This window comes from Marivirga aurantiaca (assembly GCF_016679925.1).
Classification (GTDB): domain Bacteria; phylum Bacteroidota; class Bacteroidia; order Cytophagales; family Cyclobacteriaceae; genus Marivirga; species Marivirga aurantiaca.
This window is the reverse complement of the sequence record NZ_JAEQBW010000002.1, coordinates 343,479-356,757: the sequence shown is the minus strand read 5'-3', so window position 1 is coordinate 356,757 and position 13,279 is coordinate 343,479. Positions and strand designations below refer to the sequence as shown.

At 39.9% G+C, this 13,279-nt stretch carries 5 protein-coding genes; 1 reads left to right on the top strand and 4 read right to left on the bottom strand.

The features are described from left to right. Positions 1 to 204 precede the first annotated feature (204 nt). A complete protein-coding gene (locus tag JKA74_RS06960) occupies positions 205 to 636 on the top strand; it encodes an SMI1/KNR4 family protein (RefSeq protein WP_201430438.1) in 432 nt (143 codons plus the stop codon). Here JKA74_RS06960 and JKA74_RS06955 read toward each other — a convergent pair. From JKA74_RS06955 to JKA74_RS06940, 4 genes are read right to left on the bottom strand one after another with little or no spacing between them, the layout of a single operon-like run. After that, positions 633 to 5,513 carry a fibronectin type III domain-containing protein gene (locus JKA74_RS06955; RefSeq protein WP_201430437.1) on the bottom strand — a complete coding sequence of 1,627 codons (4,881 nt, stop codon included), beginning with the start codon at positions 5,511 to 5,513 and terminating at the stop codon, positions 633 to 635. The two genes, JKA74_RS06960 and JKA74_RS06955, sit on opposite strands and share 4 nt — an antisense overlap. Before the next feature lie 5 nt (positions 5,514 to 5,518). Next, positions 5,519 to 7,279: a hypothetical protein gene (locus tag JKA74_RS06950; RefSeq protein ID WP_201430436.1), complete on the bottom strand. Its 1,761-nt coding sequence runs from the start codon at positions 7,277 to 7,279 to the stop codon at positions 5,519 to 5,521. 9 nt (positions 7,280 to 7,288) lie between these two features. Next, the gene (locus tag JKA74_RS06945) at positions 7,289 to 8,863 is read right to left on the bottom strand and encodes an OmpA family protein (protein ID WP_236587583.1); all 1,575 of its coding nucleotides are present in this window, start codon (positions 8,861 to 8,863) and stop codon (positions 7,289 to 7,291) included. 38 nt (positions 8,864 to 8,901) lie between these two features. Next, positions 8,902 to 13,275 (bottom strand): FG-GAP-like repeat-containing protein, encoded by a 4,374-nt coding sequence (locus JKA74_RS06940; protein WP_201430434.1) that lies wholly within the window; start codon positions 13,273 to 13,275, stop codon positions 8,902 to 8,904. Positions 13,276 to 13,279: the final 4 nt, after the last annotated feature.

Here is a 13,279-nt window from a genome sequence, read left to right as displayed (position 1 = left end):
TGTGCTATTGAGTCACTAAAGAACATTATCAATAAAGCAAATTGATTTGCTTTGTAAAGAACTATATTTATTTTTGCAAAGATCAATATGATTAAAAATTTAAAGAATATGCGTAGAAATTAGCGATAGATTTAAACCGAAAAAACATATTTTTTTTTGAATGGGCGTGAATTTAAACTGAAGGATGCACAATAAATAATAAATATGAATAATATATTTGGAAATTTTGAATTAGTACCCAATGAGCAAAAAGGCTATGTTGATGAATTAGAAAAAGAATTTAATGTTTCTTTGCCTCCAATATTTAAAACCTTTTGCCAAACATTTGTCTTAAATTCACTAACACCTAATGAAAATCACCATGTCATACATCCTAATGAAGATTTAGGATATGAAGGGTTTCGCAAAAGTTTAGTAGACCGATTAAAAGTATACTCAAATACAGGTGATTATTATCAAAATGATAGAATGCTACCAATTATAACATCTGGGATTCATAATGGCGGAATTTGTGTTTCATTAGACAATGATGAAATTTATGTATTAAACGAAATGACTGATGAAAGATTTGTAAAAATATCTAAAAATATCTTTGAATTCATCAGCCAATTACAACAAATAAGTTTCCTTAATTAAAAACCAGAGAAATTAAATATATCCTTCAATGTAACCGTACCATCACCTAAAATAGCTCCCCCTCCTGGATGAGCAAAACCTCCATCCGAAGTTGAATGAATACTACTTTTTACAGGGAACATTGTAGTCCCATCTTCGAAATGATGCCAAGTATATTCCACCCATTCTCCATTTTCTAGTAATTCAAATCTTTGTGAAAAGTTAGTCCCTGTTTTTCTCCATCTAAAGTCACCATTCTGTAAATATCCTTCTGCATTTGTTTGAGGCCATTGATTATTAACTTTTTCAATTCCAAATTTTTTGGCTAAAGCTGTATTCGCTTCTTTGAAATCAGTCCCATAACCTGTTAAATTTTGTGATTGATATTTAAACTTCCCAACTGGTGTACCATCAGTAAAATTAAAGCTTGGAGAGTGGTTTCTGAAATCTGGTAAACCATGTTTAAATGTAACTGAAACTTCATTTCCATTTTCCAATACTTTTGTTGCAGTGAAATCAAAATCAGTTTTTGAAAACCCTTCAGGAGAAGGCCTATTCTTATAAAATGTATTTAACTTTTGTAACTGAGCATTCCCTATATTATTTAAATTAGATAATATTGAAGCATCCGCAACATCATCTAAACTATTAACAAAATTTTTAGCGTGAGTTAAATCTCCTAAAGCATTAAGTTTTTCAAGTATTGCAGACTTACCTGTCCCGCCTATAGCTTTAAAATCAACAAAATCAACTAATTTACCGTCTGAATCAGTTTTAAGTTTAAGTCCATCAGCATCAAGTTCTACAACGATTTTATTACCTCCAGACTCGGCAACATTTTTAACTTTTGAAAAACGAGTTGACCTTACAGCTGTTTTGGCTAACCTTAAAGCCTTGCCTAAGAAATAAAATTCATCAAAAGGTGTTACTAAACCAGCAATAAAAACAAAAGTTTCGACTGCTTCTTTTAGTTTCTGGTTTTGGTCTGCACTTACCAGCACATAATATGCAAAAACTGGCATTACATAAATCCCTGAGGTAATGCCTAACTCTTCACTTAAAGTAGCACTTACATCAATGGCTACTAGTTTGTTCAGATCCAAAGTGTATTCTTCTGAACCTATAATTACACAAGGTTGGATTGAACCCGCTCCATGAGTATTCTGAGCATTTGTTTTCTGAATATTTTCATTAAACTTAACCTGGCTGCCATTTTTTGTAGCCTCTATTAGCCATGGGGCACAAATAAGGCTAGAATTTTCAGAGAAGCCATTAAAAAATATTTTATAATCGTTTGGAATTACATTTGGATCATTATAAAGATTTTCTAATTCAGCGGATGTAAAACCTTTATAAAATAGTGTTATATATTCTATGGCTAAGCGATCGTAATTATTTTCATTACCTTTGCCACCCGTAATATTATCTAAATCATCGAGTAATTCTTCAATTAAAGAATTGTCACTACTTATTTTATTATATAAGGATTTCGAATCCGCTCCACTTTGAGTTGTTCTTATCAAATCAAGCACTAGATCCTCCTTGTATTCAAGAGTATTAAAAAAACTATTATTCAGAATTGCTTTTATCAATCTATACCTGGTGTCAGTATCCAAAAAAGTGCTGGAACAAGCAGCTATAGTCTTCAGATTATCAATATCGCCATCCGTTAAATTGTCAATATCATTTATACCTGATATTACAGTCTCTAAGTCTGCCTTAAGCGATGCTTCTGTTGGATTAAAATAATCAGCAAGATTTTGTTCTGAAAATAGAGTGAACGATCCAAAATCAATCTTATAAGTAAAATTATGCTTTATAGCTGCTCCATCTCTAGGTGTTGTATGAACAGTTATTGAATAATTACCTGTTTCACTATTAATGTTTCTTAATAGTTCAGTCGAGTTACTGGTAACTATGGCAATTTTACCTACTTGTGATAAGTTCATAAGTATATTTCGCTTATCAGAAGTAGGAACTCTGTCAATATATTGTTGTCCTTCAAAATTATCGCCACTGTAAAGAGAACACCTGACTTCTTGAATGATTTTATAATAAAGAGTATTATCACTCATATCATAAGCCCCATCCTCATCCGCATCAAACAGTGTAATCATGCTTACCGGGTTGTGGATCAAATCCCACTGGTATTTGTGAAGGAATTTGCCTCCGTTATAATCCATCAGGTTGTCGGTGCTGTTAGGAGCAACAGTTCCATTGACGAAGGTATGTTCCAATCTAAATGCTCCATGCCCCAACTCGTGGGCTATGGTGGTCACTATTTCTTCTTCGGTATTATGTTTATCAGTAAAGACAAAGCCCGCCTGCTTTTTACGCGGCATATAGGCTACCCTGTTGGTATTCTCAGGCTCCTTTACCAGAAATATATAATAGGTATTATCGGTAAAGCCTTTCTCATTTTTATAGGCCCGCAGGATATTGCGCATTTCCTTAGGATAGTTGGAAAGCATACCGGAAGCACCATTGTCCAGCTTTCTGTCATCGTTCTCATCCCAATCACTAACAGCAAAATCTGGGGCCACAGTGACGCTGAAACCAGTCAGCGCCTGCTTATAAATATCGTTCAGCTTTTGCTGTAAATTACCTTCATTAAAAGGGTAAGTTGCTCCGTTTACCGGCACTACCATCAACTGCTCGGTTCCGGGCTGGTAACTGGCTATTTTTATGGCTCCGGTAATGACTTCTTCTTCCTTGTCCTCCTCATTCAATACTTTCATGAAAGCCACTAGCTCATCGTCCTGCCCATCGCCTGTTCCTAAAAGAGACAGGCTTTGCTTGTTTTGGCTCGCCTCTCCCATTTTGGTAGTGGTCATATAGCTGGTTCTGTAGCCTATGTATTGACCTATATCGTTGTTGCCGCTAAAGCCGGCATCCAGGTATTCCAAATCAGTTGAGCTGATGGCTTTATAGGCCATTTTATAGTTATTGCCCAAAATTTCCTGCTGTGGATAGTTGACTAGGGCATAATTATCTCGCACGGCATCAAAACCATATTTCTGTTGTGCAGAAGGGGCAAAATTGGCCAATACCGGGTTTCCATCATAAAGAGGCACGGTATTGCCACTATCCGGCCCGGGATCGGGAGTATTGGGCTGGGCTCCTACTTCGGCCAGGGCATCTTTTACAATATTGGCGGCCTCTTCCACCAGGTCAATAGCACCACTCACATCCCCGGAAGCCAAAGCTTCGGCAGCTTCGCCCAATTTTACACCAGCCTCATCCAAAGCATCGGCCACTTCATCAGGTAGGCCTTCATCGTTCTGAAGATTATCAATGGTTTCATTGATACCGTCAATAACATCCAACAGCTCAGCAGCAGAACCCAAATAATCTTCCAACTGGTCAAACAGCCCATCAATATTCTCAACTATACTGAATATTTTATCCCTGGTAGCATCATCAAGCAACTGCACCACACCGCCTATCACTATTACTTTCCCTTCTACCAGTCTGGATTCGGTATTGATTTTTACATTGGTAAATGCCACTTTAATTTTCATGTGGTTCATCATCGGCACCACTACCAGGCCTTCACCTGAATACTGCCCTGCTCCTCCGGATACTTCTATTACTTTTATATCGAAATCAGCCGCATAGAAAACATCTCCTTTGTTGAGGCTTTCCAGTAGCTCCACATTTTCCAGGTTCCAATCTGCCGGAGTAACACCGCACACAAAATCAGCTGCACTTTCTTCATCTGTTCTGATACTGTAAGATTCGGAAAACTCAGTAGGCACTACATTACAATAGCCTTTGATCTGGTAGAGGTATTTAGTGTTGGGCTTTAGGTCATTGACTGTAGCACTTTTCACATAAATATCGGAAGTAGAGAACCATTCGGCATTGGGCGCATCTTCCTTATACCTGATATTATAGCGGGTATTACCCTCATTATTGTCCCAGCTTATTTTTATCCGCCTGCTGTCAAGCGATTCGGCTGAAACATCCAGGGGACCAAAACACAGTTGCCCATACTGGAATTGCTGTACCGGTGAGCGTCCCCCATTTTTGAAACGGCTCCTTCCATCTTCGTCAGAGGCTATAATTTGCCATGCATAATGTTTGCCCGGTATTAATGTGGCCACGCTAAAGTCAATATCGAACCAGGTATTATAAGTCTGGGAGTTGATAATAGGTGGTAAACTTAAAAGGGCATTGTTGGGATCCGTAGTTTCATCAGGCAATTCCACTACTTTTACCTGATAAACAATTCTGCCCATATTGGGCAATTGCTGATGCTGGGCAGCCCATGTAAGTCTTACTCTTTGCATCTCAAAAACTTCCAGCATCTCCCGGTCAAGCGGGTTAATGGGTATGGGAGGCTGGCTCATAATAATCCATGCCATGGTAGTGGCCACATTGGACACTACCTGGTTTCTGGAATAATCCAGCACTTCAACCTTCACCGTATAAATACTTTCCGGCAAACGGCCACTATTTTTGACCGAATTGGAGCCATTGCCCGTCACCTCCAGGTTATTGAGGTTAAAATAAGGAGCTATGTCTGCACCTGTGAGCGATAAAATCTGGTTAGGTTCAAGATAAATGGGTGTACTTACAAAGCCCGGTCGGGTCCTGATAGTGAGGCCTTCCAGGCTCTCAATGGAAATCCTTAGCTTTACCTGGTAATTAAATTTTTCCTGGTCAGTCAATCTCAAATTCAACCTGAAAAGCGGATTGGCAGCTTCGGCATAATCAGAAAGGTAAACTGAATAAGGTGGCGTTAAAAGCACACTGGCATCTACCGGATAACGGGAGATTTGCGCCTGCGCATTCAACTGAAGCAACAACAGACTCATCAGTGCCAATATGGGCAGACTGAAAGCTTTCTTAATGTAAGCGATGAATTGAATATGTAAATTTCTAAGGTACCTCATACGGACTAAAAGCTATAACTGTAGGTTAAATTGGCTGTGAAATCAATAATATTGTCAGGAGCGGGTATATTATTGACATTGGCAGCCTGTCCCAATGTATTGTTTCTGCTCACTAAAATGGCGTTTAAATTAAAATGGTGGCTTTCATATAATTTATAATTACCCCCAAGCCTCAAGTTGACAATTTCACTATTACGGACATTATCTGCATAGGAAAGATTATAGGAAGCGCCCAGCGTAGTCCGGATTTGATTATCGTTGAAAGATTTGGACACATTAATGCCGGGGCCAATAATTTGATTAGTAATATCCATGCTTTCACTATGACTGTAGTTTACACTAAGACTGGTGCTTAATTGTTTTTCAGAAAGGGATAAGGAATAGGCACCATTCAGGTTTAGAAATTGAGAGCCTGCGTTGTTTTCATTGTATGTTTGCTCTTCACTTGCCCTTTGAATGGCAGCATTAATACTTAATGAATGCTGTTGTTCCTTTTCACTTCCAAAACGATAGTTACTGTTGAGGTTTAAAGATTCCGAGATTTGAGTGAAATTCAGAGTGTCCAGATTGACAGTCGGATCAGTTTCTGTTAACTGCTCTATGGCTGATCTCACATTCACGAAAGTTTGAAAATTGGAGTAATTAAGCCCGGTGGTCCATTTATCACTGATGGCCATATTGGTATTGACTGATCCTAAAAATCTTCTGGTAGAACTCAAATTATCCTCTTCCAGGTTATTTCGCTGGGTACCCAGGCTGGTATTCAATGTCAGCCTGTTTTTTAAAAGTTTCAAGCCACTATTGACGGTAATATTTTCAAAGTCATTGTTGAAATAATAGGATCCGTGGGTGATGTAGCCCGGATCTACCCTTTCGTAACCGAGCCCGATCATGTAAAAAGAACCACTGTAGGCAGTTTTTAAATTAACGGCATGGTGGTAAGAGGTAGAGTTTTTATTGGCTATCCAAAAGTCAGTTGCCTGATAAAAGCTACCGCCAGCTACTTGTTTTTGCTCTGCTCTTTTGTCCCGGGTGATGATGCTATTGGCGTACTCATAAGAGAATACCAGCTTCTTAAAAAAGAGTGTTTTCCCCTCCATTCCTAATACCAGATTTTCCTCTGGCGTGATTTCAGTAGTCAAAGGAGGTGCTTCTATGGAAAACTGATCATCCTCAGATTTAAAAAGGATAAAATCAATGGTAGATTGTGCAAATCTATAACTCGTTTTCACTCCATAGGCCATTCTTTGGTAAGAGGGCTGATTATTGCTCTGGGTAGAATCATAAGCGACCGCTTTCCGCAGCCTGCCGTACATGGCCGAAACCCTGAAATTACCGGGAGGAGCAAGATCAATTCCTGTTCCTAAAAACATATGCCCGCCCAGGGTGTACTTGGAAAAATTCATACTTCTGAAACCCAAATGTAAAGTAGCCCATTTATAGGTAGGACTTAATCCATATTGATTAAAGGGCTGTTGGTAAGTGAAATTTTGGTTACTATAGGCAAAGGAGAGCGGTACTGAAAGCCCGTAAATAGAGAAATTCAAATTGCCGTTTAAAAACAAGGCATAAGGATCTCTGCTGTTACCAGATAAATTAGACTGGAAAAAAGTCTGGTTCACAGACAAGCCACCGCTTATTTTTAATGGCTGGCTGTTGCCAATCTGATCCAGGTTTTGTGCCATTCCATTGTTTGCCTGCAACAAAACCGCCCACATAATAATGAGAATGGTAAATAATCGATATGTACAATTGATATTTTTCAATGTTAACTACTAATTCTTTTCAGCAAAAATTAAAAACTCAACCCTCCTGTTTTTAGCCCTGTTGGATTCGGTATTGTTGGGCAATAATGGTTCAGAATCCCCTTTGCCTATCGCTTTCATCCTGTCTTTGGAAATACCCAGCTCAACAAGGTAATCCATCACATTTTCTGCCCGCTCTGCTGAAACCTTCCTGTTGGCCCTTCCCGAACCTACATTATCGGTATGGCCGGTGATCATTAGTTTTAAGGCCGGGTTGGATTGCAGCATAAAGAAGATATCCTTCAAATAGGTTTTGGCCTCTTCATTAAGGGAAGTATCATTGAATTCAAAGTTGAAATTCACGCTTAGCTCAAAACTAAAATTACCTTCCACGCTGGTTTGCTGGTAAGCTTTTTCAATTTTCTCTACCGGCTCTTTCTCCAAATTAATATTTTCATTGTTGCTGAAATCCCGCTCAGTACCAATCTGATATCCTGTTTCGGAAATTTCAGGAGCCTCCTTTGTTTTGGTGAGGTGCAGTTTTTTGATAATACTTAAACCAAATTCTGTGGCCGTATTCTGGTAACTGTTGTTGGTGAAAAAATCCATAGAAAAGGCAAAAGAGAAATTCTTTTGAGAAATGGAACTTCCCAGACTGATCCGTCCCTCATTGTAGTATTTAGCGAAAGCAGACAGCTCCCCTGAAGTAAAGGGATCAAAAGGATCCATATTGGCAAAATGGTAAGTCCAGCGAGGACCCAAACCGCCCAACTGCATGTTTTTATCAAAACTACTGATGGCTTCCAAAAAGAGTTGATGGTTGCCTTGCCGGAAAATTTCACCGGCTAATTGCACGCCATACATAACAGGGATTTTCTGACTTTGGGCAGTAAATTGAAGCTCGGGCTGATTGAGATTAAAAGCGGATACACCTGCTGTATATTTGATCCTGCCCAAATCATCCTCCATATACCATAAAAGCCCCGTACCTACACCAAAGTATGCGTCCACTACGGATGATAAACTTTCCCCTATGGGCATGGATGGATCGTAGCCAAAATTGCTCACCCACTGGCTTCCAGTGATATAATTGTCCGTGGAAGAAAATTGCAGTTGGTTAAATGAAAGCTGCGCCCCAAAACTCAGGTATTGCTTTTTATAGATGGGTAGATTATAGGCATAGGAAGCAGATGCCGTAATTTTTCTATAAGGGCTATCATTGTTCAGGCTTTCCTGCATAATCGAAAGTCCTACTCCTCCCATTCTTTTGGTTTTGAAGCGGTCAAATATAGGCCTGCTTAAATCTATGCCTGTGGTGTTTACCTGTAAACCCTCTGCATAAGATTGAATCCTGTGAATGGCATTCAGCTCCATAAAATTATCGGAGGCATTAAAAGCCGGATTGTAAAAGCCCATCATTCTATCATGGTTGGAAAAAATAAAGCCTTGTGCTGCTACTGTGCCTGCGCTCAGGTTTAGTAACAATAATAATATGGTGCAAAAGAAGCCACTGCCAACAGATGTAAAACTTTTTATGGTAGCATAACGAGTGGGTATGCTTCGTGCATGAGAAAAGTATTTCCCCATGTAGTGAATTTTTATCATTTTTTTAATCTTTCTCCAGTAATAATCTTTCATAATAATTACCTGATAAGTGAAATAACACCTGAATTTTTTCCTTGCCAGCTGATAGGAGTTCCATCATAAAAATTACCGCTGAGGGTCCATACATAGGTTCCGCTAGGCTGTTCGGTTCCATTATGGGAGCCATCCCATCCTACTTCTATTGCCTCACGTGGATCACTGGTCTCGTATAATAATTTCCCTCCCCGGGTATAAACTTTGAAATCTATATTTTGAACACCTACAGCATATACCCTAAAATAATCATTGGTCCCATCATTATTGGGAGTGAATAAATTAGGAACCATTAATTGGTTTTCCACATACACCGTTACTTCGGAGGTACTAATGCAACCCAATACATCCTGCACTTCCACCTGGTAAGTAGTGGTTTGTAATGGGCTCGCAATGGGATTAGCTATACTCGGATCATTCAAACTGTTGTTGGGGGTCCAGTAATAGTAGGTGCCACCGGAAACATATAATTCCAATGTGGCTCCTGCTCCTAAAGTGGTATCTGCTATCATTTCAATTACAGGCAAAGGGTTGACGATGACCTCCAGGTAGGAAGTGTCCTTTTTACAATCACCTGCCTGTACCACCAAAGTATAAAGCGTTGTGGAATCGGGAGTGGCTACAGGGTTGGCCGCATTGGCATTGTCCAGTGAGTTTTCCGGAAACCACTGATAACTATAGTCGAAAGCTGATCCGCTGGCTGTGGGGCTTCCTCCTAATTTGGTGGGTTCTCCCAAACAGATACTTCTGTCGCCTCCATTATTCACTGTAATAATGGGGTCTACCTCAATATAAATGGAATCAGTACTGATGCAGCCATTGGAATTGGTCACTTCCAAATAGTAGCGTGTGCTTACAAGCGGACTTGCTTCAGGGTTGGCTATATGTCTATCATTTAAACCTTCGGATGGTGTCCAAAGGTAAGTCAGTTCATTTTCATTGGCAGATTCTGAACCAATTATGGTAGTTTCATTCAGGCATATCAATCGGTCGGCACCGGCATCAACTTCAGGTAAATTGATCCTGTTAACAAATATGGAATCCTGTGAATAACAGCCTGAAGCATTCCATTGAGTAAGCACAAACCAGGAGGATTGTTCCGGGATAATCTTCAATGATGCTGACTGACTGCTGAATTCAGCATCTATTTGATTGGTCCATACTAAAGAGTCATAGTATTGCGTGGCGCTGATTTCCACCGAATCCCCTATACAAACATTGATAGAATCGGCCAGGGAAAAAACGGGCAGCTCAATGATATTTATTTTCAAAGTGTCGGAATTAATGCATCCGAATTCGTCAGATACTTCCACCCATATGGTGTCATCAAAAGTGGCAGTCCTTTGGATGCTGTCTATATTGGAGGATAAAAACCCATCATGCTTACTATACCAATTAACCTCCATGAAAGACTGATTGAGTTGTACTAAAAATTCGTCCCCCTTACAAATATTTCTATCATTCCCCAGATTGAGAACAGGAAGTGGATTTACTGTAACATAGATAGAATCATAAGCAGTGCAGCCAAAGTCATTAATGGTTTCAATCCATAAGAAACCACTGTTTTCCGGTACAAAACTCAGTGCGTTTTCATGTGTAGTAAACAAACTGTTACCGTAATACCAGTTAATGGAATCCGTCAGATTCTCTATAGTAGCTGAAAGCGTATCACCATAGCATAAAGAACTGCTATCCTGCAATTCATAGAAAGGCAAATCAATGGCCTCAATGTAAAAAGTGTCATAAGCCACACAACCACGATTATTGAATACCTCTACAAACAAGCTATCATTTTCCATCACCTCATAAAAGATATATCTTGGCCCTTCAGCCAAAGTACCGGTATTTTTACTGTACCAGTTGACGCTTGTAAAACCAGGGCCCACATCAAAAAACAATTCACTGCCTGTACAGGCCAGGGTATCACTATGCAGTTTAAAATCCGGGAGGCTCAAAGCTTCAATAATAATGGTATCACTATTCTGACAGCCATTGGCATCCGTTACCAGCACCGATAGAGTATCGGTTTGCAACACTGCCCACTTAAGCACTTCCGAAACTTCGGTTAGTTGCCCTTCCTTTTTTGAGTACCATTCCACCAATGCCCAGTCGCCCGGTACTTCCAATGTGGTGGAATCTTTCCGGCAAATTTGCCGATCAACCCCCAGGCCTACAACAGGCAGGGCATTCACATTGACCACAACTGTATCCATCATGCTACAGTTATTCAAATTGATTTTCTCAATAAATATACTGTCACTTTCTGTGAAAAACCTGGAAATATTAGTCTGATCCTCTGCAATTAAGCCACTTTTGGCACTGTACCAGTTGACCTGGTTCTCCGTAGCTTCCAAGTATAATTCCGTACCGCTACAAATACTGGTATCCCTGATGGCAATGCTTTCCGGTAGTGCCCATACGTCAATAAAAATCGTATCCATTTGTGAACAGAAAGTCAGCTGGTTAATGGCTTCAATAACAATGGTGTCTTTTCTTTCCACCTTAAAAGAAAGCATGCTGCCGCTCAAAGGAGCAAAACTATTGTTGAGAGATGACCAGTTGATGGTATGATCAGCTAAGTCCAATTCAAAAATGGCTGTATCGTTCAGGCAATAAGAGGTGTTTTCAGCTAAATCTATGACAGGCAGGTCCAATGCAGTAACCTGAACAGTATCATATTTGATACAAGCCAAATCGGTATTGGTTACTTTTACTACTATCTCTGTATCCCCGGTAACAACATACTCAAGGGATTTGCTGTTTTCACTAAGTAAATCCCCGTCCCCATTGTACCAGTCTACTTTCTCCCCCACAGTATTGACTTCCATTCTTAAAGTATCCCTGCTACAGATTTCCAGGTCCGCGCCCAGGAATATTTCCTCACAAACCACAAATTCCAATTCGCCTGAAAACCCGCCACCTGCTTTGCTTTGGTCGATGGCATGTACTTTATAATAGTACCTGTCTTCAGGAATGCCAAATAGCAACAGGCTATCCATGGTAAACAAAGCTGTTTTGGTAGATGACCTGAAATAGCCATCAGATAAATCGGATTGTGCTGCCAAAATGATATCATTGGCCTCGTTCCGCAACTGCACTTCATAAGTTAAATTGTCAGCAATAGAATGATCATCAGTAGGCGCATCCCAGGCCAACATCACTGTATCATTTGCATGATAAGCTCTTAGGTTTGTGGGGGCAGTTGGTACCGTATTGGTAGCGGTAAAATTGTTGTTATAGAGAATGGATGCAGATTGATTGCCTACTTTCTCTATGGATAAGCCGGTTACAAATAAATCCGGAAGCAAGTCATTGTTAAAATCCACTAAGTTGGATTCCCCATTGATCATGCCCGGCAGTACGATGGCGGAATTGTCAAAAGTGAAGTCACCATTTCCAAGGAAAATCTGATGGTCCCTTTGATTGTCATCATCCAAACCAAACATATGCAGGTCCATGAACCCATCCGCATTAATATCCGCAGCTGACAAAGCACCACCTTTTAATTGTGTTAAGCCATGGGAAGTTTTTTCCACAAAAGTGCTCCCGTTATAGCTTATAATGGAAGTCTTTGGATCACCAGCACTATTTACCCCCATGTAGGTGATTTCAAGGTAGCCATCCTGATTCAAATCGTCAATTGCGACCTTCTGCATCAGGATATTTTGAATACCTGAAATAGAAATTTCGGTATATGCATCATCTTCAGGAAGATAGCGCATTACAGCAGTTGCATAAAGCCCATTAGTATTTATCCCGGAAATCAGGATATCAGCAAATCCATTTTTATTGAAATCGGCCGTATGAATAGCACCATTATAAAGCGCGGGCAAGTTATAATCTTTTTCCTCCCAGCCTGTTGGGGTTTGTAAATTCACTATCACTTCAATGTTGCCATCCTGTGTTAACCCACTGATAATAAAATCAATCTTACCATCTTTATTCAAATCAGCTCCATGAATTTGGGCAGCGCTTAAGCCGGTAAATGAAGTAAGCTTGCTAAAATTGCCATTGCCATCATTCTCATAAAGAGAAGTTTCGGCCACAGACTCAGCATCTATTCCGGCTATCAGGAGATCCAGGTCGCCATCATTATCATAATCAAATGATTCAAAGGCTGCATTCGATAAATCGAAAGGCTGAGCGGAGGATGAAAAGGTATTGTCTCCATTGTTCAATAGTAGCGTCAGGCTATAGTTTCCCAGCCCGTCATCTCCTCCAATCAACAAGTCCGGGTCTCCATCATTGTCAAAATCTGCCCACAATGATTTGCTATAGCCTAAATCCGGAATATTGCTTCCTGCAATGGACTGCATATCCTGTGCTTTGATGGCAATAGCACTTCCTACAATAAAAATGATAACTAATCTTACAATCATTGGA